We start from the raw sequence: 20,557 nt of genomic DNA, 5'->3' as shown, positions 1-20,557 counted from the left end.
CAACACGGGATACGCATGTGGCGCAAGCGGCGTCGTCAATATGCCAATTGACCGGAGAAATCATGCAAATAAGGACTTATGGCACAGCCTCCCCCAGCCATGTCATCTTTGACGCTACACGCTGCGCCTTGCTGCTATTAGCGCCAGTTGAGGTGTTGGATTAAGGCCAGAACGTCACGCTTTGCGCGGCTACGCTTGTTTCCCCCCACTGCGCGGCCTATGTGGGGGATAGGCAAGTTCTGCCCTTCTCGTTTTACGGTTGCATTCCGGTGGCCTTAAGCAATTCCGAGGGAGCTGGCTCTGTTCTGACCCTGGTCTGATTACCTGGCGCCCACCTGTATATACAGGTCCTCGGGAATGAGATAACCCAACGGTCGCGGCGGGCTTGCCACCGTCAATTTGGCACAGCCAAACTGACGACCGAGGAGGTAAATTTGCGCAGCAAACTTACCGCTCGGCCCCTCTCCGCAAAAGACAACGGCTCCCGTAAGAGATGTGCCCTTGCTTTCTTGTGTGTTAAAATACTCGGGGGTCTGGGGGCGAAGCCACTTCCGGCGAAATGCACGCATTTCACCTATCGTGCCACGTGCTTTCGGTCGAAAGCACTTGCCCCGCGTCGCGATTTGGCGAAGCCAAAGCGCAAAACCTCTTACTTGGCTCTACCGACGGTTTGCAGCGACGCGAACAGGAACAGCATCGCGCGGGATCATCATCCCGCGATCATCGTCGTCATCATCGTCATCGTCTTTCATCCGCATGATCGCGATACCGAATTGCACGCCGGAAAAGACAATGCCGTTGAACATAAAGAGCAAGAAAGCAGCCAACCAGCCACCTTCCGTGTGGGTCACGAGGTGCCACAGGTTCATGACGTTGAAGGCAAACAGCAGAACAACAAAGGCCGCAGACAGGATGAAACCAATGATGCATTGCTGAATATAAAGGCGGATGAGATCGGGCATGGCGTCCTCGCTTTCATCTTTCAAGCATAGAGGAAAACGTTCCCAAGTCCAATCGGATTGGAGCGGATGCGCCTAAAACGCCTCGGGTTTTGCCTCGCGTGCCATATGATCAAGCACTGCATTGACGAATTTCGGCTCGCGGCCTTCGGGAAAGAACGCCTGCGCGATGTCGACAAATTCCGAGATGACCACCTTGGGCGGCGTCTTGGATTGCGTCAGTTCAGCACCTGCGGCCCGAAAGAGCGCGCGCAGCGTCGGGTCGATGCGCGCGATGGGCCATTTGGCGACCAAAGCGCGGTCGGTCATCTGGTCGATGGGGGCCTGATGGTTCACCGCGTCTTCCATGAGCTGGCGGAAGACGTCGAGATCGCCCTCGGCCATCTCGTTGCCTTCATAGGTTGCGCCAAAGCGGTGGTCTTCGAACTCGCGCATGACTTTGTCGACAGTCTGGCTGCCCGCCTCCATCTGGAACAGAGCCTGCACGGCGTAAAGGCGCGCGGCGGATTTCATCTTGCGTTTCTGGTTGCCGGAGAGCGCGGTCATGCGGTGGGATCTTTTTTGATGTCGCCTGCAAGCAGGATGTTTTCAGAGGCGGGCTTGAAACCGATGCCTTGGGCCGGGCGGCCCCATTTGCGGCTCAGCGCGATGAGGTGGAGCGCGGCTGCGGCGGCCCCTCCGCCCTTGTTCTGGTCTTTGGGGTCCGCACGGACTTCGGCTTGTTTACGGTTCTCGACCGTCAGGATGCCGTTGCCGATACACAGGCCTTGCAGCCCCATCAACTGGATCGCGCGCGAGCTGTCGTTGCACACAGTATCGTAATGCGTGGTCTCGCCGCGAATGACGCAGCCCAGAGCGACAAAGCCGTCGAAATTTGACTTACGGTCGGCGATGGCAATGGCGGTGGGCACTTCCAGTGCGCCGGGGACTTCGATGACCTCGACCGTGGCCCCTGCGGCTTCCGCCTCGGCGGTGGCACCGGCCACGAGGTTGTCGGCGATGTCCTTGTAGTAAGGGGCGACAACGATCAGCAGCTTGACCGGCTCGTCAAAGCTGGGACGGTCGAGGGTGTAGTGTTGCGGTCCGGCCATCAGCCAATCTCCGAGATTTTGCGGGTGCCTGTGATTTCCAGCCCGTAAGCGTCGAGGCCAACAACCTTCGGCTCAGGCGAATTTGTCAGCAGCGTGAGTTTCGACAGGCCCAGCGAGGACAGGATCTGTGCGCCAAGGCCATATTGGCGCAGCGTTTGGGGGGAAACTTCCTCGGCCGCGGCGAGCTTCATATGGGTGTCGCGCAGCAGCACGAGCACGCCCCGGCCTTCATCGGCAATCAGCTTCATCGCGTCCGAGAACTCAAATGCACGGCCCCGCGGGCCGGTGCCGACCATGTCGAGCAGCGGGTCAAACGCGTGCATCCGGACAAGGACCGGATCGTCGCCGCTGATATCGCCTTTGATAAGCGCGATATGTTCGGCACCTTGGGTCTCATCCGTATAGATCTTCAGGGTCCAGTCGCCGCCAAATTCCGAAGTAAACGTCTGTTCTTGCCGGACTTTCACCAGATTGTCGTTGCGGCGGCGATACGCGATCAGATCGCTGATCGTGCCGATTTTCAGGTTGTGACGCTGGGCGAAGGCGACCAGATCCGGCAGGCGGGACATGGTGCCGTCTTCGTTCATGATCTCACAGATAACGCCAGAGGGGTTGAGGCCAGCCAAGCGGCTGACATCCACGGCGGCCTCCGTATGGCCTGCGCGCACCAGCACACCGCCGTCACGGGCGCGCAGCGGGAAAACATGGCCCGGCGTGGCGATATCGGTGCTGGTTTTGGAGGCGTCGATAGCCACAGCCACAGTGCGCGCCCGGTCGGCGGCGGAGATGCCCGTGGAGACGCCTTCGCGCGCTTCGATGGAGACGGTGAATGCCGTCTCGTGCCGCGAGGAGTTCTGCGAGGCCATCAGCGGCAGGCCTAGCGCGTCGATACGCTCCCCCGGAAGCGTCAGGCAGATCAGCCCGCGCCCATGGGTGGCCATGAAGTTGATCGCATCAGGCGTCGCCATCTGCGCGGGGATCACCAGATCGCCTTCGTTTTCGCGGTCCTCATGGTCCACGAGGATGAACATGCGGCCATTGCGGGCGTCTTCGATGATCTCTTCAATAGAGCTGATCGCGTCGGTGTAATCGGTCATTCGGGCAGCCTTTTGGAGCAGTTGAGGGCGGCATAACGCGAAGGGCAAAGGATGGGAAGGGGGGGACGTGTGCGTGACCAACTTTGGGGCGTGTTACGTGGAGGCGTCATCCCGGACCTGATCGGGGATTTCTCGGGTGAACGTTCCTCAGGACGAGCCCGAGGATGACGACGATTTTCGCACACCGCGTCCCGGGCTTGACCCGGGACCTTGTTGAAAAGGGCGAGGCCCCGGATCAGGTCCGGGGCGTGGTGGGCGCGGCTTGGTCGGGCATCTGTCCGGGGCTGGGATCACTTAGCCGGAGGTCGCCTTATAAGGTCGGCCGGTCGAGACTGTCTGCCGGAACCGTACCGGCCAGACCTGCCATTGCGCACCAATCTTTCTCAAGCTCGGTTTCGGCGATCACAAGCACGCCGTCCCTTGGGAGCCGGGAAACCAGGATCGCGGCACGGAGATGGTCGCGGCTGACAGACCAAGACTGCGCGAGCCCCGGGGCTTTTGTCGCAATTTCGAACGGCAGGTCTTCCGGTAGGATCGGCGGATGGGCCAGCGCGATAGGGGTGGCCTTCACCAGTTGGGCGTGTCGCTCTGGATCGGGTTGGTCGCCCTTGCGAAGCATATGCAACGCATTGTTTGAAAAGAGAAAAGCCACAACGTCATGACCTGACGCCGCACGAACGGAGGCGTAGGTTTTGTAAGGAAGCCCAAGCGTTTTGGCGCGGGCGACGCGGCGGCGGAGGATCTCGATGGGGAGGGTCGGCAGAAGCTGGGTACGGGCTTTGCGCCAAGCGACCCGTCGAAAGATCTGACCGGGTTCCAGCGACGGGCCCTGATTGTGACCGATCATGGTTGCCAGTCCTGCAGGCGCGCGACGTAGCGCGCAAGTGTGTCGATCTCAAGGTTGATCAGGTCTCCGACCGCGGCATCGCCCCAGGTGGTCGCGGTCTTGGTGTGGGGGATGAAGTTGATCCCGAACGCAGCCCCGTTCACTTCGTTTACTGTTAAAGAGGTGCCGTTGAGCGCGACGGAGCCTTTGGGCGCAATAAAACGCGCCAGATCGTCGGGGGCCTGCATTGTCACGCGGGTGCTGTCGCCCTCGTCCTGCATGGCGGTGATCTTGGCCACGCCATCCACATGACCCGACACGATATGGCCGCCCAGCTCGTCGCCCACTTTCAACGCGCGTTCGAGGTTGATACGTTTGCCGTCGACCCAATCCGCGAGATTGGTCTTGGACACCGTCTCGGCCGAGACATCGACGTCGAACCAGCCCTTGCCCAAAGCGACGGCTGTCAGGCAGACGCCATCACAGGCAATCGACGCGCCGATGTCGATGCCCGAGGTGTCATAACCACAGGCGATCCGGGCGCGCAGGTCGCCCTTTTGCGTCAGCTCGGTCACGGTGCCGATATCGGTGATGATGCCTGTGAACATGCGCGCGCCCTTTATGCCGTTGCGTCCCAAGAGGTAGGTCAAAGGCCCCGTGCGTGCAATGGGGCGTGACTTTTTCGGCCTCACGCCTTAATTCGGCCTTAACCTGTTGGAAATATAGGCCAACAGAAGGCGTAAGGATTTTGGGATCTCATGGGCTTTATCACCGGAGAGAACCGGCGGTTTTTGTTTCTGCAAGGACCGCATGGTCCATTCTTCCACCGGCTGGGCAAGATGCTCTCGCTGGCGGGGGCGGATGTGTGGCGCGTTGGGTTCAACGCGGGCGACCGCGCGTTCTGGTCTTCGCCGAAAACCTACATTCCGTTTCACGGCAAGCCTGAGGATTGGGCAGAGACATTTACCGGCCTGCTGGATGACAAAGACATCACCGATATCGTTCTTTATGGGGACACGCGGCCCAACCACTCGATGGCGGCCAAGATCGCCAAGGCGCGTGGCCTGGGCGTGCATGTGTTCGAGGAAGGCTATCTGCGGCCCTATTGGGTCAGCTACGAGCGCGGCGGCAGCAACGGCAATTCGCGCTTGATGGAGATGTCGGTGGGCGCGATGAAAACCGCGCTAGAGCAGTCCGATCTGGACGTGCCCGAAGCGCCCGCCCATTGGGGCGACATGCGCCAGCACGTCTTTTACGGCGCGCTTTACCATTGGTTCGTGATGTTTCGAAACGCGGATTACCGGAATTTTCAGCCGCATCGGTCGCTGTCTGTCGCCAATGAGTTTCGCTTGTATCTCAAACGGTTGGTGCTGATGCCGCTGCAGGCAATCGAACGGGCGATCGCCACGACGCGGGTCAAGCATGGCGGCTATCCCTATCATCTGGCGCTTTTGCAGCTTGAGCATGACAGCTCGTTTCAGATGCATTCGCCTTTCGGCACAATGACTGAATTTCTGGAGCTTGTGATCGACGGGTTCGCAAAGGGTGCGCCAACCCATCATCACCTCGTCTTCAAGGCGCATCCTCTGGAGGATGGCCGCGTACCGGTGCGCCGGGAAATTAGGCGGATGGCGCACGAGCGCGGGGTCAGCGCCCGCGTGCATTACGTGCGCGGTGGCAAGCTGGCGCGGCTTCTGGATCACGCGCGTTCCGCGGTGACGGTCAATTCGACGGCGGCGCAACAGGTGCTGTGGCGCGGCATTCCGCTAAAGGTCTTTGGCGACGCGGTTTATGGCAAGCCGGAATTTGTCAGCGATCAGCCGCTGGAGCAGTTCTTTTCCATGCCCGCACGACCGGACAATCGCGCGTATCACGACTATCGCCGCTACCTGCTGGAAACGAGCCAGATCGCGGGTGGCTTTTATTCGGCGCGCGGGCGTCGGCAATTGCTGCGTCAGGTGGTTGATCTGATGCTCACACCGGAAGACCCGTATGATGCACTGCTCTCCGGCAACGCGGCTCCACGGCAACAGTTGCGTGTGATCCAGTAGCAGACACAATCCCTAGCGGTAGCTTTTTGCGCGGGATTCCAGTAAGCTAAAAGAGAAAGTTAAGGCAAATAATAAGGTCGAGGAGACCAGAGCAGTGAAAATCCATGCTTCGCGCCTTGCGAAGGGCGTCGCGCTTGTGACGCTTGTCGCTATGGTGGCCGCTTGCGGCTTGCCCCGTTCGGGCCCTAACAAACGCGAAATCTTCGCGGGATCTGTGCAAAAAGAAGGCGACGCCTTCATCGTCTCCGTTAACCAACGGGTCAACACGGTGACGGCCGTGACCCCTGCCCTTGGCTTCTCGGACGCGTTCAAAAATGCAGGCCTAGTCGGATCAGACACGATCAGCGCAGGCGACACGCTGGGGATCACCATTTTCGAGAATGTCGATGACCCGCTTCTGGGTGGCGAAGGCCGCACGCCCGCCACGCTGGAAGAAGTGCAGGTCGATGGCTCGGGCTCTATTTTCATCCCGTATGCAGGGCGCATCAAAGCGTCGGGCAACACGCCCGAAGCGTTGCGCCGGATCATCACCGGCAAGCTGGATGCGCAAACGCCAGACCCGCAGGTGCAAGTGCGCCGTCTGGCAGGCGACGGGTCGACGGTTTCGCTGGCTGGTGCGGTTGGCGGTCAGGGTGTCTACCCGATTGAACGCCCGACCCGCACGCTCAGCGCGATGCTGGCCGCCGCTGGTGGTGTCGCAGTAGAGCCGTCGATTGCCCAGGTCACTGTGATCCGCGGCGCGCATCGCGGCAAGGTCTGGTTTGAAGACCTCTATGAATTCCCCGAACTCGATATCGCCTTGCGCCCCGGCGACCGCATTCTGGTTGAGGAAGACAGCCGTTCGTTCACAGCCCTTGGCGCGACGGGCGCGCAGACCCGTGTGCCGTTTGAAAGCCAGTCGCTGTCGGCGATTGAAGCGATTGCGACGGTGGGGGGGCTGCAAAGCAATGTGGCCGATCCAACCGGCGTCTTTGTCTTCCGCAATGAGCCGGAAGAGATCGCCAATCAGGTCATGGGCCGCAGCGATCTGATCGGCGCGCAGCGACTGGTCTATGTGCTGGATCTCACGCAACCCAACGGCATGTTCGAAGCCCGCGATTTCCTGGTGCGGGATGGCGATACGGTTTACGTCACTGAGGCGCCGTTCGTGACATGGGACAAGACGATTTCGGCGCTGACCGGTTCGCTTGGCTCGGTGAATGCGCTGGGCAATCTGGCCGCTGGCGCTGGCGGTGGCTAAGCCGCGTGGCCTCTGAGACAGATAAGGCCGCCGGCGATGTCCGGCGGCTTTTCGTTTACAATGGCGGTTTTCTGACCCAGCGGCGTGTGCGCCGTATTCTGGAACTATCCGGCTACCAGATCAAACTGGGCGCACCCTCGGACGGCGATATGGTCGGCGTTTGGGGTCAAAGCCCCACCTCTGGCCGCGGCGAAAAGGTGGCCGAAGCCCGTGATGCGCCGGTGCTGCGGGTCGAGGATGCCTTCTTGAGATCGGTCTTGCCGGGGCGCGAAGGCAGCGATCCGATTGGCCTGCATCTGGATCAGCGCGGCGTGCATTTTGACCCCGCAGTGCCATCTGATCTGGAGCATCTTCTGGCCACCCATCCGCTAGATGACACAGCGCTGATGAACCGCGCGCGGGATGCGATTGAGCGACTGCACCACGCGCATCTGTCGAAATACAACGCCTTTGAGCCGCAGGCGCAGGCCCCTGCCCCCGGCTATGTGCTGGTCATCGACCAGACCCGTGGTGATGCGTCGGTCACGGCAAGTGGGGCCGACAAGGCCACTTTTCAGGACATGCTGGTCTGCGCAATGACCGAATTTCCCGGCTCCAAGGTGGTGGTCAAAACGCATCCCGAGACGGTTCTGGGGCATCGCGAAGGCTACTTCACAGATGCGGTGGAAGACGGACGGGTGCAACTTTTCAGCGATCCGGTCTCCCCTTGGGTGCTGTTTGAGGGGGCGGTCGCGGTCTACACGGTCTCGTCCCAGATGGGGTTCGAGGCGATTTTTGCAGGCCACAAGCCGCGCGTTTTCGGTCAGCCATTCTATGCAGGCTGGGGGCTGACAGAGGATCGCAACCCGGTCGCGCGGCGCGAACGACGGCTGACACGCGCGCAGCTTTTTGCGGCGGCGATGATCCTCTATCCGGTCTGGTATGATCCCCATCGCGATGCGCTGTGCGAATTGGAACAGGCGATTGACGCGCTGGAGGCAGATGCCCGCGCGTGGCGCGATGACCATCTGGGATGGGTCGGCGTGGGCATGCGCCTGTGGAAGCGGCGCGCACTGCAGAAGGTGTTTGGCGGTCAGCGCCGGATGCTTTTTGACGACGATCTGGGGCGCGCAATGGACAATGCAGACGGGCGACGCGTGATGGTCTGGGCGGGCAAAGCGCCCGATATCGCGCCCGGGATTGCGCGGGTGGAAGACGGGTTCCTGCGTTCGCGCGGGTTGGGGGCAGATCTGGTTCCGCCCCTGTCTTTGGCCGTGGACGATCTGGGCATTTACTATGACCCGACCCAACCAAGCCGGTTGGAGGCTTTGATCGGTGCGTCAGGGGAATTGCCGGAGGCAGAACATCGCCGGGCCGGGCAACTGATCCGGCAGATCATCAAGGCAGGCGTGTCGAAATACAATCTGGCGGGCGGCGAGGTGCCGGATGTGCCAAAAGGGCGCTGCATTCTGGTGCCGGGACAGGTGGAGGATGACGCCTCGATCCTGAAAGGCGCCGGGGCGGTGGCAACGAACATGGCCCTGCTGAAAGCAACGCGGGCGGCAAACCCCGACGCGGTGATCCTCTATAAACCACACCCGGATGTGGAGGCAGGTTTGCGCATCGGCAAGGTCGCAGAGGACGCGGCTTTGAGCTTTGCGGACAGGATCGTGCGGGGCGATCCCGTGGCCTTGATCGACGCGGTGGATGCGGTCTGGACCATGACCTCGGCGCTGGGGTTCGAGGCGTTGCTGCGCGGCGTGCCTGTGACCTGTCTGGGCGTGCCGTTCTATGCCGGATGGGGCCTGACCGAGGACCGGATCGAGGTGCCGGACCGGCGCGGCGTGCCGGTGCGATTGACCGGTCTGGTCCATGCAGCGCTGATCGGCTATCCGCGCTATTTTGATCCGACGACCGGCGCGCCCTGCCCCGTGGAAGTCGCGGTTGAACGGCTTGCCTCTGGCGAGGTTGCACGGCCCGGTGCCGGGCTGCGGGCGCTGTCAAAGGTGCAAGGCATGCTGGCCAGCTATGCGCATTTGTGGCGGTAGGGATGCCTCCGGCGGGAGTATTTCGACAAAGGTGAAGATCAGGCTCGGCGCCAGATATGCAAAGCATCGGGGCCTATCTGGCGGGTGCTTTGCAGGGCGTAGCGTGGGGCGTCTGCAAGGCGGTCAACGCCCATCGCACCAAGGCCCGGTTGACCTTCGGCGCCCAGAGCGATCCCAGCGGTGAAGCCGATGAGTTGATCGACGAGGTCAGCCTGCAAAAGGGACGCGGCTAAAGTACCGCCGCCTTCGCAAAAGACACGCGTGAGGCCACGCTCGGCGAGCGCTTGGAAAAGAGCTGTCGGGTCGATCTGACGGCCCACCAGGGGGCATTCGATGAGGGTCGCGCCGAGGTTTTCCCAAGCGGAAATCAGGTCACGGTTCGCGTCTTTGCCGTGGCAAAGCCAAAGCGGGACGTCTTTGGCAGAATGCGCGAGCTTGCCGGTGAGCGGCAAATCCAGACGGCGCGAGACGACGATCCGCACAGGTTGGCGGGCGACGCCAAGGTCGCGCACAGTCAGGCTGGGATCATCGGCGCGCGCGGTGCCTGCGCCGATCATCACCGCGTCATGGGTGGCGCGTTGGGCATGAACGAGACGGCGCGCTTTTGGGCCGGTGATCCACTGGCTTTCGCCGGTGGCCGTGGCGATGCGGCCATCGAAACTGGTGGCGAGTTTGAGGCTGATGAAGGGGCGGTTTTCGTTAACTTTCAGCAGGAAACCTGCGTGGTCGCGGGCGGCCTCTTCGGCGCGACAGCCGGTGCTAACCTTAACGCCTGCGGCACGAAGCATGGCGACCCCCTGCCCGTTCACGCGCGGATCATCATCCTGAAGTGCCACGACAACGCGGGCGACTTGCGCGTCAATCAGGGCCTGGGCGCAGGGCGGGGTCTGGCCGATATGGGCGCAAGGCTCCAGCGTGACATAGGCCGTGGCCCCTTTTGCCTGCGGCCCCGCCTGGGCGAGAGCCACGACCTCGGCATGGGGGCGACCGCCGGGTTGGGTGGTGCCGCGTCCGACGATGCGAGATTGGTTAACGAGGACACAGCCCACCGCCGGGTTCGGCCAGACCTGCCCTTGCCCGCGACGGCCAAGGGACAGGGCCAAACCCATATAGCGATGGTCTTCGCTTGCGCTCACTCTTCCGGGGGAACGTCGGGGCGCAGTTCGCTGACGAATTTGTCGAAATCATCTGCGGCCTGGAAGTTCTTGTAAACGCTGGCAAATCGCACATAGGCAACCGTGTCGATACGGGCCAGCGCCTCCATCACGATCTCGCCGATACTTTTGGAATTGATATCCGTTTCGCCCATGCTTTCAAGACGCCGCACGATGCCCGAGATCATCTGATCCATGCGCTCAGGTTCAACAGGGCGCTTTTGCAGCGCGATCCGGATCGACCGTTCGAGCTTGTCACGGTCAAAATCCTCGCGCCGTCCGTTTGACTTGATGACGACCAGATCACGCAACTGAACGCGTTCATATGTGGTGAAACGCCCGCCGCACGCGGGACAAAAGCGACGGCGACGGATCGCAACGTGATCCTCTGCTGGTCGGCTGTCTTTTACTTGAGTGTCTACATTTCCGCAAAACGGGCAGCGCATGGCGATCCCTTTATTCTGATTTCTGCCTCGGTCATGGGGTCTTCTGCCCCTGTTATAGCGAGGACTATAGGGCAGCCTCTAGAGTTTGGGTAGCTGGAAAATGCAGCCCCTAGATTTGGGTTAACCAAGATGTGCGGCGACGTGGCGGATATGGGGGCGGGTGCGGTGCTCAAAAAGGTAAATGCCTTGCCATGTGCCAAGCGCCAGACGCCCCTCATTCACCGGGATCGACAGATGCGTGGGAAGCAGCGCGGCCTTGATATGGGCAGGCATATCGTCGGGGCCTTCATAGGTGTGGGTCAGATAGGCCATGGACGGATCGGTGCTGGGCGGCACGAGACGATCAAAGAAATTGGCAAGGTCGGTTTGAACCTCTGGATCGGCATTTTCCTGAATGAGCAGCGAGCAGGACGTGTGCTGGATAAAGAGCGTCAGAAGGCCCGTGCCTGTGACCCAATCGAAAACAGGCTGAGTAATCTCGGTCAAGCCGGGCCCGTTTGTGGTGAATTGAAATGTCGTTTGCATGATTGGCTGCAACCCATTGCCCTGTCGTGCGTTAGCCTCAAAACCCTAACGAACGGAGCATTTCATGGCCAGCAAGACATTATTCATCACCGGCGCATCCAGCGGCATCGGAGAAGCAACCGCCCGGGCCGCCGTCGCAGCGGGTTGGAATGTGGGGCTGTTTGCACGCTCCAAAGACAAACTGGAGGCACTGGAGGCCGATTTGGGATCCGCAGCGATGGCTCTGCCCGGCGACGTGACAGAACTGGCGGAGCAGCAAAAGGCGCTTGCCGCCTTGTCCGAACAGTTTGGCAGCGTGGAGGCGGCCTTCGCCAATGCGGGCACGGGCGTGGATGCGCCGGGGGCCGAAGACGGCGATCCCGAAGAATGGTCGACTCTGATCGACATCAATATCAAAGGCTTGCTTTATACCGCGAAGGCCGCATTGCCGCATTTGAAGCCTGTGAAAGGGCATATGGTTTTGACCGGGTCGGCTGCGGGGCGGCGTCACATCAGTGGCTCTGTCTATGGCGCGTCGAAATGGTTTGTGCATGGGTTCGGCGGCAATCTGGCCGAAGAAATGCGCGACTGGGGCGGCCGGTGCACCGTCATCGCGCCGGGCATGGTCGACACGCCGTTTTTCAGTGAAGGAAAACCCGACAAGCTGAAGCCAGAAGATGTGGCCGCAGCGGTCATGCATGCGCTGGACTCGCCTGAGCGTGCGGCTGTTCAGGAGGTTTTCCTGATGCCGACGAATTAAGACGCGCGCTTAGATGCCATTGCGCAAGAAGTCGTCTTGTTCGCATGCGAAAACAGCAGAGCCGACAGACATGCGCGCGCCGGGTTTGAAGCCCGATAGGAAGGTGAAGACCGACCTATCGGCGACCTGGCTGCGATCAACCAGTTCGAAAACCGCAGACCGCCGCCTGGGGTTGGTCGTGCTGGTGCCGACGCCTTGGGTCACCACCAGATAATCATTGGCCGCAGCCCCGCGCATCCGCGCGACATCTCCGGCGGCACAAAAAAGCGCCTCACGGGACCACCCGGCCTTGGTGAAGACCTCAAACTGAGTCTCGCGGAATTCGACACGCAGGCCATTCTGCGCAAGGCGCGCATCGGCGAAAGCCGGGGTGGCGAGAGCTGCGATCAGCAAAGCAGTGGATACAAGGCGCATGGGGGACAGTCCTTTTCGGTGATTGGCGCCATGGTAACGGTCGGGGCGCAGACGGCAAATCACATAAATGAAAAAGGGCGGGTGTTTGCCGCCCTTTAATCATCTTGGTCCCAACCTTACTGGTCGAGGAAACTGCGCAGCTTGCGCGACCGCGAGGGATGCTTGAGCTTACGGAGTGCTTTCGCCTCGATCTGGCGAATACGCTCGCGGGTCACGCTGAACTGCTGACCCACCTCTTCGAGCGTGTGATCGGTATTCATGCCGATGCCAAAGCGCATCCGAAGCACACGTTCTTCGCGCGGGGTAAGCGATGAGAGCACGCGGGTCGTCGTCTCTTTGAGGTTTTCCTGAATGGCGCTGTCCAAAGGCAGCACCGCATTCTTGTCCTCGATGAAATCGCCAAGCTGGCTGTCTTCCTCGTCGCCAATCGGCGTTTCGAGGGAGATCGGCTCTTTGGCGATTTTCATCACCTTGCGGACCTTCTCAAGCGGCATTTGCAGCTTCTCGGCCAGTTCTTCCGGCGTCGGCTCACGGCCGATTTCGTGGAGCATCTGGCGACCGGTCCGAACCAGCTTGTTGATCGTCTCGATCATGTGGACCGGAATACGGATCGTGCGGGCCTGATCGGCAATGGAACGGGTGATCGCCTGACGGATCCACCATGTTGCGTAGGTGGAGAATTTGTAGCCGCGGCGGTATTCGAACTTATCGACCGCTTTCATGAGGCCAATGTTGCCTTCCTGAATAAGATCAAGGAATTGCAGGCCGCGGTTCGTGTATTTCTTGGCGATGGAAATCACGAGGCGCAGGTTCGCTTCGACCATTTCCTTCTTGGCCTGACGGGCCTCTTTTTCGCCCTTCTGAACCTGCTGCACGATGCGGCGGAATTCAGAGATATCGAGGCCGACATACTGGCCCACCTGAGCCATGTCGGCGCGCAGCTCTTCAACCTTGCCGGTAGAGCGTTCGATCAGCGCCTGCCAGCCGCGACCGGGCTTTTCGGCCATGCGGTCCAGCCATGTCGGATCCAGTTCGTAGCCGCGATAGGCGTCGATGAATTCACGACGGTTGATGCGGGCCTGATCCGCCAGCTTCACCATCGCAGAGTCGATAGACATGATCCGGCGGTTGATGCCGTAAAGCTGGTCGATCAGCGCCTCAATGCGGTTGTTGTGCAGATGAAGCTCGTTCACCAGCTCGACAATCTCGGAGCGCAGCTTTTGGTACGTCTTTTCCTGCTTGTCGGAAAAAGAGCTATCTTCGTTCAGGGTCGCAGAAATCCGGCTGTCCTGCATTTCCGACAGCTTGGTGTAATCGCGGGCAATCAATTCCAGCGTTTCCAGAACGCGGGGCTTGAGGGCGGCTTCCATCGCAGCCAGCGACAGATTGGCCTGATCGTCCTCGTCATCGTCGTCATCATTGGCGATGGGGTTACCGTCGGCATCAAGCTCTTGGGTTTCTTCCTTTTTCTCTTCGCCGCCTGCAACCGGGGCGACAACAGGCGTGTCCGCCTCTTCCTCGCCCATCTGATTGCCAAAGGTGGTTTCAAGGTCGATCACATCGCGCAACAGAATGTCTTCGTTGAGAAGTTCGTCGCGCCAGATTGTAATCGCCTGGAAGGTCAGCGGGCTTTCGCACAGCCCGAGGATCATGGTGTTGCGCCCCGCCTCGATGCGCTTTGCAATCGCGATCTCGCCTTCGCGAGACAGCAGCTCGACCGAGCCCATTTCGCGCAGATACATCCGGACGGGATCGTCGGTGCGATCCAGCTTTTCGGTCTCGCCGGTAGAGACGGCCACATCGCGGGTCGAATTGGTTTCAACCACCGCGGTGGATTTGGTCTCTTCTTCCTCGGCTTCTTCGTCTTCGATGATATTGATGCCCATTTCGGACAGCATCGACATCACGTCTTCAATTTGTTCCGAACTGACCTGATCGGGCGGCAGCACCGTATTCAACTGATCGTAGGTGATGTAGCCTTTTTCACGGGCCTCGCCGATCATCTTTTTGACGGCGGCCTGCGACATGTCGAGCATCGGCTCGTTCTCGGTCTCGTCTTGCTTGCGGTCGTCGTTATCTTTGGGGGCCATGAAGGTCTCCTGATCCGGCGCGGTCTCTCGGGACGCATTGATTCGCTTGATTCGCTCGCTCGGACGAATCATGTGTGAATTTGAGTGATTCGGCCACCCGTCTACCCCGATTTCCTTGCGGCTTCCTTAGTAAAATTGCATTTCAGCACATGTCATTCGCTGTCTTTTTCGCCCTTGAAGCCGATTTGAGAGAGCAAAGCGTCAAACGCGCTGCGTTCATCCTTGTCCATCTTGGCCCCGTTCGGACCCGTCTCGTATTCCGTGCTATCGTCGCCTTTGATCCGACCCGCGCTGTTAACCGCTTCTGCCGCTTGGCTCAAACGCCATGTCACCCCTTCATCGGCGACGCCCGACAGGTCTTCCATCGCCTCGGAAATCTCGCGTGCCGCACCCCGTCTTGCATCTAGTTTGGCCAAAGCCTCTGCCACGCATAGGGTGGCAATGTCGATGTCTCCGGGCGCGCGCACAGGGGGCGCTATGGCGACGTGGGGCTGGCTGAGCAGCTTTTCAAGGGCGGAGGTGCCAAGCTCGGCCTCGATGGCAGATAAATCTGCGTTATGGGTCAAAATGGCACCGCGAATGGCCGCATGATCGGGGGTGAGGCAGTCCAGGTCGGCCAGCTGATCCTCAAATTCGGGCAGGATTGCGGGGTTCTTCAAGAGCGTGGCCAAGATAACCGCCTCACTCAGATGATCTTCAATCGCGCTGTCAGACGCTGCAAGGATCGACGCTTTGGTGCCAGGCATTGCAGTTTGCGGGGGCTGCCATTTGCCCCTGCCGCCGAAATTGCCGCCGGTATAGGCGCGTTGTTGGGGCGCGCGTTTGGGGTTGAACAGATCCCAACGCAGGCGCTTGATCTCCTCGCCATAATGCTGGCGGATCGAGAGATCTTTGATCGTCTTGATCTGGCCGCGCAAGGTTTTGTCGAGGGCGGCTTTGCGTTCCGGGCTGTCGAACACCTTGCCCTCGGTTTCGCGCTGCCACAGCAGGTGCACCATCGGGATCGCGTTATCGAGCAGGCCTTGCATCGCCCCTGCCCCTTGCGCGCGGATCAGATCATCGGGGTCCTGACCTTCGGGCATGATCGCAAACCTAAGCGACTGCCCCGCCTCCAGCAGCGGCAGCGCCAGATCAATCACCCGCATCGCTGCGCGCAGGCCCGCCTTGTCGCCGTCCAGCGCAATGATCGGCTCCGGCGCGATGCGCCACAGCATTTGCAGCTGGTTCTCGGTGACGGCGGTGCCAAGGGGCGCGACGGTCGCGCCAAACCCGGCCTCGCTGAGCGCGATCACATCCATATAACCTTCCGCCACGATCAGCGGCGCGCCCTTGCCCGCCGCCTCGCGCGCGGGGCCGTGGTTATACAGGCTGCGGCCTTTGTCAAAAAGCTCCGTCTCGGGCGAGTTCAGGTATTTCGCCCGCGCATTCGGGTCCATCGCCCGGCCGCCCAGCGCGATACAGCGCCCGCGGGCATCGCGGATCGGAAACAGGATGCGCCCGCGGAACCGATCATAGGGCGCGCCGCCATCATCGGGAAGCGCGCAGAGCCCGGCGTCCACGATCAGATCCGGTGCCACGCCTTTGCCCGTCAGATGTTGGAAAATTCCCTGCCGCGCGTCCGGCGCATAGCCCATATCGAACCGCGCCTGCGCCTCTTCCGACAGTCCGCGCCCCTCCAGATACTCGCGCGCACTAGCCGCCCCAGCGGTTTTCAACTGCAACCGGTAATACTGCACCGCCTGCTCCATCACTTGCGCCAATTCGGTCCGCTTATCGGCCTTTTCCTGCGCTTTGGGATCGCGCGCAGGCATCGTCATCCCGGCCTCAGCGGCCAGAACTTCAATGGCTTCCATGAACCCCATATTCTCGGTCTCGCGCACAAAGGAAATCGCGTCGCCCTTGGCGTGACAGCCAAAGCAATAATAGAATCCCTTACGGTCATCGACGTGGAAAGAGGCCGTCTTTTCCTGATGAAACGGGCACGGCGCCCACATGTCGCCCTTGCCCTGATTGGATTTTCGCTGGTCCCACATAACCTTACGGCCCACCACTTGCGATAGCGAGGTGCGGGTGCGCAATTCATCAAGGAAACCGGGTGGCAGGCTCATCCCAAGAATATTGCGCCAGCCCTGCCCAGAGTCGAGGGCCGCTGGCTTCTTTTGTCTCTAAATACCTAAACGCCGCACTCAGCCACGCGCCGCCACACCAGACATGGCGCGCTGCAAATCGTGCACCAGCGTTTGCGCCATTGAGCGCATGGCCATCACCTCGAACCGGTCCTTGCCCGTGCGCGTCAGCGCAACGTTGATATGCTGCACTAACGTGCGCGCCGTGTGGCCACGCTTCATCGCGCGCGTGTCGACGGGCGTGACGCGGGCCAACACGTCCTGAACGCCATCGCCTGCAATCTCAACGCAGCACCAGGCGTCAGACTGATCAGTCAACGCAGCACTTTCGATTTGAGGCACCGCGCCCAGCATCAACGCTTGCCCCCGCCCCGACCAGATCAACCGCGCCGCATCTTTGGCGGTTGTCCTGTTCGGCGCCGGAAAGGCGGTGCCGTGGGCGGCTTTCAAAGCCTCCGAGACGGCTTTTTCCTGCCCTTTGAAAGGGCTGATGGAGGTGATCGGACCTGTCTCAACCTCGGTCAAGGTCGCGGCTCCGATGGTCAGCGGCAACAGCCCATCGCAGGGCGATTTGGCAATCAATTTAACCACGCACGCGCCCTCCCTCGGGGTCAAAGAACACCGGGTCGCAGACCTCGCAAAGCGTCTCGATCTTGCGCAGGTGATCGACCATGCGCACGGTCTCCCCATGCCGCGCGCGGCCATTTTTCAGAAAGGCCAGCGCCAGATAACTGCCTAGCGTGGGTGAGAAACCAACGGACGTGGTATAGCCCTGATCGTTCACGCGGATCGCCTCTGCATCGGCCTCAAGTAGATGAGCTCCGGCGGTCAACTGCTTGATATTGCCCACGGGTTTTAGACCCACAAGCTGCTCGCGGTCGTTTCCAACCAACCCCGGACGGGCGGCCATGACCTTGCCAATGCAGTCTTTCTTTGCCGATACCATCCGCTCCATCCCGATATCGAACGCTGTGACGCGCCCATGGATTTCCGCGTGGGTGATAAAGCCCTTTTCGATCCGCAGCACGTTCAGCGCCTCCATCCCGTATGCGCCACCGCCCAGCGCTTCGGCTTGAGCGACCAGCAACCGAAACAGGCTGTCGCCGTAGCGCGCAGGCACGGCGACCTCATAGGCATGCTCGCCCGAGAACGAGATACGGAAAAGGCGACCGTTCACGCCCGCCACGGTCGCGGGACCGCAGGCCATGAAGGGCCAGCTGTCATCTGTGATCTCTTCTTCGATCAGAGCATTGAGAAGCTCGCGCGACTTCGGCCCCGCGACAGCGAATTGCGCCCATTGCTCCGTCACCGAGATAAAGCTGACGTCCAACTCGGGTCGCAGCGCTTGGTGCACCCATTCCAGATGCCGCATGACCTGCCCCGCCGCAGCGGTCGTCGTGGTCATCACGTAGTGATGCTCGCCCAGCCGCGCGGTGGTGCCGTCATCCATGACGTGGCCGTCCTCGCGCAACATCAAGCCATAACGCGTGCGCCCGACCTTCAACTTCGAGAACGTGTTGCAATAGACGAAATCCAGGAAAGCGCCTGCATCCGGCCCCTGAATGTCGATCTTGCCAAGGGTCGAGACATCACAGATGCCGACGCTTTCGCGCACCATATTGACCTCACGGTCGCAGGACTGGCGCCACGTCGTCTCGCCCTGCGTGGGGAAATAGCTGGGGCGATACCACAGTCCCGCTTCGATCATCGGAGCCCCGCGTGCGACACTGGCCTTGTGCGACGTGGTAAACCGCTGAGGGGCAAACCCGTCCCCCTGCGCGTCCTGCCCCATCGCAGCGATAGAGACCGGGCTGTAGGGCGGCCGGAAGGTCGTCGTACCCGTCTCAGGGATCCCGCGCCCGGTCACATCGGCCAGCAACGCGAGCGCATTCACGTTCGAGTTCTTGCCCTGATCGGTGGCCATCCCTTGGGTCGTATAGCGCTTCATATGCTCGACCGAGCGGAAGTTCTCCTTGGCGGCCAGCTTGATGTCCTTGGTGGTCACATCGTTCTGAAAATCGAGCCATGCGCGGCCTTTGCCTTCGACATACCAAAGCGGCGCGATGTTATAGGTGCCATCTTCGGCTTTCGGGGTCTTGCTGTTTTTTGCCTTGAGACCAATAGCTTGCAGGGCGATCTTCGCGCTCTCAATGCCAGAGGTCAGGCAAGCGGCGGTCGACATATGGCCCGTTGCGGCACCGGCAGGGATCAGGCCCGGGACCGCGCCGTCTGAAGGGACAAAGCTCAGGATCGACGGTTCCCAAACCGGTCGCCCGTTCATGTGGCAGGTCAGATGAACGGACGGGTTCCACCCGCCCGACATCGCCAGACAATCGGTCCGGATTGTGCGCTGACCGCCCGCGTGTCGCACCGTGATCTCGTTCAGGCCCAGACGGCCCTCGGTCGCGATCACCTGCCCGCCGGTATAGACGGGGAAATCGCCGTCAATCTGCGCATCGCCCCGACTGTCGATGACACCCGCGATACTGACACCAGCGGCAGCGAGATCATGTGCGGTGCGATGGGCATCGTCATTGTTGCCAAAGACCGTCACCGACTTGCCCGGTGCGACGCCATAGCGGTTCAGATAGGTCCGCACAGCGCCTGCCGTCATGATGCCGGGGCGGTCGTTGTTTGGAAACGCAACGGGCCGCTCCAGCGCGCCCGCGCACAGCACCGCCTGCTTCGCCACGATGCGCCAGAAGCACTCCAAAGGCAGGTCAGAGCGACGCTGACGATGATGACCGACCTTCTCCAAAGCGCCATAGGTGCCTTGATCGTAGGCGCCCGTGACCGTCGTGCGCGGCATCAAGCGGACATTATTCATCTCGCTGAGCTTTTGCAGCATCGTGGCGGCCCAATCGGCCCCCGCTTGCCCGTCCACCTCACGGGTTTCCGCGTTCAGACGTCCGCCCATGCGGCTGTCTTCATCGGCAAGGATCACATCTGCGCCGGCCTCTGCTGCGGTCAGCGCGGCCATCAGACCTGACGGGCCCGAGCCAATCACAAGCACGTCGCAAAAGGCAAAGGCACGTTCATAGCGATCGGCGTTTGTCTCTCCCGACAGCGCCCCAAGACCCGCCGCACGGCGGATGATCGGCTCGTAGAGCTTTTCCCAGAACGCCTTGGGCCACATGAAAGTTTTGTAGTAAAAGCCTGCACTTAGGAACGATGACAGCAGATCGTTGACACTGAGCGCATCGCGTTCCAGCGAAGGCCACGCGTTCTGCGGATGCGCCTCAAGCCCGTCGAAAATCTCTTGCACCGTGGCGCGCATGTTCGGCTCTTGCCCAGCGCCAGAGCCTATGGTGACCAGCGCATTCGGCTCTTCGGAGCCTGCCGTCAAGATCCCCCTCGGGCGGTGATACTTGAACGACCGCGCCACCAGCCGCACGTCATTGGCCAGCAGGGCCGAGGCCAGCGTATCCCCTTCAAACCCAGAGTAGCTTTTGCCATCGAACCGAAACGACACCGCCTTGTCGCGGCTCACCAATCCCTTGCCGTCAATCCTCATTTCGCCACCAGTTCGGTCTTGAGCACCTCATGAGTCACCGTGTTGCGCGTAACTTTGATCCACGCGCCGCACCCGGCCTCATGGCACCACAAATCCTGCGTCTCGCCAGCTGCATTATCGCGCAAATGCAAGTAGGCGTCCCAGGCCTCGTCGCCAGCATCTGGTGCCGGACGGTCCAGCATCACGGCTTCGCCTTGGTAGTAAAACTCACGGCGATCGCGTTCGCCACAGAGCGGGCATGTCAGTCTCATGTCATGC

The 20,557-nt window shown here is 60.9% G+C and carries 19 protein-coding genes; 4 read left to right on the top strand and 15 right to left on the bottom strand.

All coding sequences use genetic code 11. From position 1 onward, the window contains the following. Positions 1 to 659 precede the first annotated feature (659 nt). The 6 genes from KUW67_RS13735 to KUW67_RS13710 form a co-directional block, all read right to left on the bottom strand. The gene (locus KUW67_RS13735; RefSeq protein ID WP_224825891.1) at positions 660 to 962 is read right to left on the bottom strand and encodes a hypothetical protein; all 303 of its coding nucleotides are present in this window, start codon (positions 960 to 962) and stop codon (positions 660 to 662) included. Positions 963 to 1,034: 72 nt separating this feature from the next. After that, positions 1,035 to 1,505 (bottom strand): transcription antitermination factor NusB, encoded by a 471-nt coding sequence (gene nusB, locus KUW67_RS13730; RefSeq protein WP_224825890.1) that lies wholly within the window; start codon positions 1,503 to 1,505, stop codon positions 1,035 to 1,037. Continuing rightward, positions 1,502 to 2,050 carry a 6,7-dimethyl-8-ribityllumazine synthase gene (locus KUW67_RS13725; RefSeq protein ID WP_224825889.1) on the bottom strand — a complete coding sequence of 183 codons (549 nt, stop codon included), beginning with the start codon at positions 2,048 to 2,050 and terminating at the stop codon, positions 1,502 to 1,504. Before KUW67_RS13725 ends, nusB begins: the two co-directional genes overlap by 4 nt. Beyond that, positions 2,050 to 3,147: a 3,4-dihydroxy-2-butanone-4-phosphate synthase gene (gene ribB / locus KUW67_RS13720; protein WP_224825888.1), complete on the bottom strand. Its 1,098-nt coding sequence runs from the start codon at positions 3,145 to 3,147 to the stop codon at positions 2,050 to 2,052. The genes KUW67_RS13725 and ribB overlap by 1 nt, the downstream gene beginning before the upstream one ends. A gap of 310 nt (positions 3,148 to 3,457) precedes the next feature. Continuing rightward, positions 3,458 to 3,994, bottom strand: coding sequence for a hypothetical protein (locus KUW67_RS13715; RefSeq protein ID WP_224825887.1), 537 nt, complete (start codon positions 3,992 to 3,994; stop codon positions 3,458 to 3,460). Next, on the bottom strand, positions 3,991 to 4,581 hold the full coding sequence (locus tag KUW67_RS13710) for a riboflavin synthase (protein ID WP_224825886.1): 591 nt from the start codon (positions 4,579 to 4,581) through the stop codon (positions 3,991 to 3,993). Before KUW67_RS13710 ends, KUW67_RS13715 begins: the two co-directional genes overlap by 4 nt. Positions 4,582 to 4,731: 150 nt before the next feature. On the opposite strand from KUW67_RS13710, the gene KUW67_RS13705 reads away from it, so the two are divergent. The 3 genes from KUW67_RS13705 to KUW67_RS13695 all read left to right on the top strand — a co-directional run bounded on the left by KUW67_RS13705 (position 4,732) and on the right by KUW67_RS13695 (position 9,291). Further along, positions 4,732 to 6,024, top strand: coding sequence for a capsule biosynthesis protein (locus KUW67_RS13705; RefSeq protein WP_224825885.1), 1,293 nt, complete (start codon positions 4,732 to 4,734; stop codon positions 6,022 to 6,024). Between the two features lie 151 nt (positions 6,025 to 6,175). Then, the gene (locus KUW67_RS13700; RefSeq protein ID WP_224825904.1) at positions 6,176 to 7,264 is read left to right on the top strand and encodes a polysaccharide biosynthesis/export family protein; all 1,089 of its coding nucleotides are present in this window, start codon (positions 6,176 to 6,178) and stop codon (positions 7,262 to 7,264) included. Next, a complete protein-coding gene (locus KUW67_RS13695; protein ID WP_224825884.1) occupies positions 7,177 to 9,291 on the top strand; it encodes a capsular polysaccharide biosynthesis protein in 2,115 nt (704 codons plus the stop codon). Before KUW67_RS13700 ends, KUW67_RS13695 begins: the two co-directional genes overlap by 88 nt. A 38-nt stretch (positions 9,292 to 9,329) precedes the next feature. Here the strand turns inward: KUW67_RS13695 and ribD are convergent, their stop codons facing one another. From ribD to KUW67_RS13680, 3 genes are all read right to left on the bottom strand, one after another. Further along, complete coding sequence (ribD, locus tag KUW67_RS13690) at positions 9,330 to 10,427, bottom strand: bifunctional diaminohydroxyphosphoribosylaminopyrimidine deaminase/5-amino-6-(5-phosphoribosylamino)uracil reductase RibD (RefSeq protein ID WP_370634990.1); 1,098 nt, start codon at positions 10,425 to 10,427, stop codon at positions 9,330 to 9,332. Further along, positions 10,424 to 10,891: a transcriptional regulator NrdR gene (nrdR, locus tag KUW67_RS13685; RefSeq protein ID WP_224825882.1), complete on the bottom strand. Its 468-nt coding sequence runs from the start codon at positions 10,889 to 10,891 to the stop codon at positions 10,424 to 10,426. The genes ribD and nrdR overlap by 4 nt, the downstream gene beginning before the upstream one ends. Positions 10,892 to 11,011: 120 nt before the next feature. Continuing rightward, positions 11,012 to 11,416: a secondary thiamine-phosphate synthase enzyme YjbQ gene (locus KUW67_RS13680; protein WP_224825881.1), complete on the bottom strand. Its 405-nt coding sequence runs from the start codon at positions 11,414 to 11,416 to the stop codon at positions 11,012 to 11,014. A gap of 64 nt (positions 11,417 to 11,480) precedes the next feature. Here KUW67_RS13680 and KUW67_RS13675 point away from each other — a divergent pair, with 64 nt between their 5' ends. Continuing rightward, positions 11,481 to 12,155 carry an SDR family oxidoreductase gene (locus KUW67_RS13675; protein WP_224825880.1) on the top strand — a complete coding sequence of 225 codons (675 nt, stop codon included), beginning with the start codon at positions 11,481 to 11,483 and terminating at the stop codon, positions 12,153 to 12,155. A gap of 9 nt (positions 12,156 to 12,164) precedes the next feature. On the opposite strand, the gene KUW67_RS13670 is transcribed toward KUW67_RS13675, so the two are convergent. From KUW67_RS13670 to KUW67_RS13645, 6 genes are all read right to left on the bottom strand, one after another. Then, a complete protein-coding gene (locus tag KUW67_RS13670) occupies positions 12,165 to 12,569 on the bottom strand; it encodes a hypothetical protein (RefSeq protein ID WP_224825879.1) in 405 nt (134 codons plus the stop codon). A gap of 116 nt (positions 12,570 to 12,685) precedes the next feature. Beyond that, positions 12,686 to 14,659: an RNA polymerase sigma factor RpoD gene (gene rpoD / locus KUW67_RS13665; protein ID WP_224825878.1), complete on the bottom strand. Its 1,974-nt coding sequence runs from the start codon at positions 14,657 to 14,659 to the stop codon at positions 12,686 to 12,688. A 152-nt stretch (positions 14,660 to 14,811) separates the two neighbouring features. Beyond that, entirely contained in the window at positions 14,812 to 16,767 is a 1,956-nt protein-coding gene (gene dnaG, locus KUW67_RS13660; protein ID WP_224825877.1) for a DNA primase, read from the bottom strand. Positions 16,768 to 16,845: 78 nt separating this feature from the next. Further along, on the bottom strand, positions 16,846 to 17,376 hold the full coding sequence (locus KUW67_RS13655) for a sarcosine oxidase subunit gamma (protein ID WP_224825876.1): 531 nt from the start codon (positions 17,374 to 17,376) through the stop codon (positions 16,846 to 16,848). Then, a complete protein-coding gene (locus KUW67_RS13650) occupies positions 17,369 to 20,299 on the bottom strand; it encodes a sarcosine oxidase subunit alpha family protein (RefSeq protein WP_224825875.1) in 2,931 nt (976 codons plus the stop codon). Before KUW67_RS13650 ends, KUW67_RS13655 begins: the two co-directional genes overlap by 8 nt. Beyond that, the gene (locus tag KUW67_RS13645) at positions 20,296 to 20,550 is read right to left on the bottom strand and encodes a sarcosine oxidase subunit delta (RefSeq protein WP_224825874.1); all 255 of its coding nucleotides are present in this window, start codon (positions 20,548 to 20,550) and stop codon (positions 20,296 to 20,298) included. Before KUW67_RS13645 ends, KUW67_RS13650 begins: the two co-directional genes overlap by 4 nt. Positions 20,551 to 20,557: the final 7 nt, after the last annotated feature.

Source organism: Cognatishimia sp. MH4019 (assembly GCF_020177595.1).
GTDB lineage: Bacteria > Pseudomonadota > Alphaproteobacteria > Rhodobacterales > Rhodobacteraceae > JAHTBL01.
This window is presented reverse-complemented; position numbering and strand designations above follow the sequence as displayed.

What these genes read in the sequence shown, in the direction of transcription:
- KUW67_RS13735 (WP_224825891.1), bottom strand. Translation starts at nt 962, where the DNA reads ATGCCCGATCTCATCCGCCTTTATATTCAGCAATGCATCATTGGTTTC.
- nusB (WP_224825890.1), bottom strand. Translation starts at nt 1,505, where the DNA reads ATGACCGCGCTCTCCGGCAACCAGAAACGCAAGATGAAATCCGCCGCG.
- KUW67_RS13725 (WP_224825889.1), bottom strand. Translation starts at nt 2,050, where the DNA reads ATGGCCGGACCGCAACACTACACCCTCGACCGTCCCAGCTTTGACGAG.
- ribB (WP_224825888.1), bottom strand. Translation starts at nt 3,147, where the DNA reads ATGACCGATTACACCGACGCGATCAGCTCTATTGAAGAGATCATCGAA.
- KUW67_RS13715 (WP_224825887.1), bottom strand. Translation starts at nt 3,994, where the DNA reads ATGATCGGTCACAATCAGGGCCCGTCGCTGGAACCCGGTCAGATCTTT.
- KUW67_RS13710 (WP_224825886.1), bottom strand. Translation starts at nt 4,581, where the DNA reads ATGTTCACAGGCATCATCACCGATATCGGCACCGTGACCGAGCTGACG.
- KUW67_RS13705 (WP_224825885.1), top strand. Translation starts at nt 4,732, where the DNA reads ATGGGCTTTATCACCGGAGAGAACCGGCGGTTTTTGTTTCTGCAAGGA.
- KUW67_RS13700 (WP_224825904.1), top strand. Translation starts at nt 6,176, where the DNA reads ATGGTGGCCGCTTGCGGCTTGCCCCGTTCGGGCCCTAACAAACGCGAA.
- KUW67_RS13695 (WP_224825884.1), top strand. Translation starts at nt 7,177, where the DNA reads ATGGGACAAGACGATTTCGGCGCTGACCGGTTCGCTTGGCTCGGTGAA.
- nrdR (WP_224825882.1), bottom strand. Translation starts at nt 10,891, where the DNA reads ATGCGCTGCCCGTTTTGCGGAAATGTAGACACTCAAGTAAAAGACAGC.
- KUW67_RS13680 (WP_224825881.1), bottom strand. Translation starts at nt 11,416, where the DNA reads ATGCAAACGACATTTCAATTCACCACAAACGGGCCCGGCTTGACCGAG.
- KUW67_RS13675 (WP_224825880.1), top strand. Translation starts at nt 11,481, where the DNA reads ATGGCCAGCAAGACATTATTCATCACCGGCGCATCCAGCGGCATCGGA.
- KUW67_RS13670 (WP_224825879.1), bottom strand. Translation starts at nt 12,569, where the DNA reads ATGCGCCTTGTATCCACTGCTTTGCTGATCGCAGCTCTCGCCACCCCG.
- rpoD (WP_224825878.1), bottom strand. Translation starts at nt 14,659, where the DNA reads ATGGCCCCCAAAGATAACGACGACCGCAAGCAAGACGAGACCGAGAAC.
- dnaG (WP_224825877.1), bottom strand. Translation starts at nt 16,767, where the DNA reads ATGAGCCTGCCACCCGGTTTCCTTGATGAATTGCGCACCCGCACCTCG.
- KUW67_RS13650 (WP_224825875.1), bottom strand. Translation starts at nt 20,299, where the DNA reads ATGAGGATTGACGGCAAGGGATTGGTGAGCCGCGACAAGGCGGTGTCG.
- KUW67_RS13645 (WP_224825874.1), bottom strand. Translation starts at nt 20,550, where the DNA reads ATGAGACTGACATGCCCGCTCTGTGGCGAACGCGATCGCCGTGAGTTT.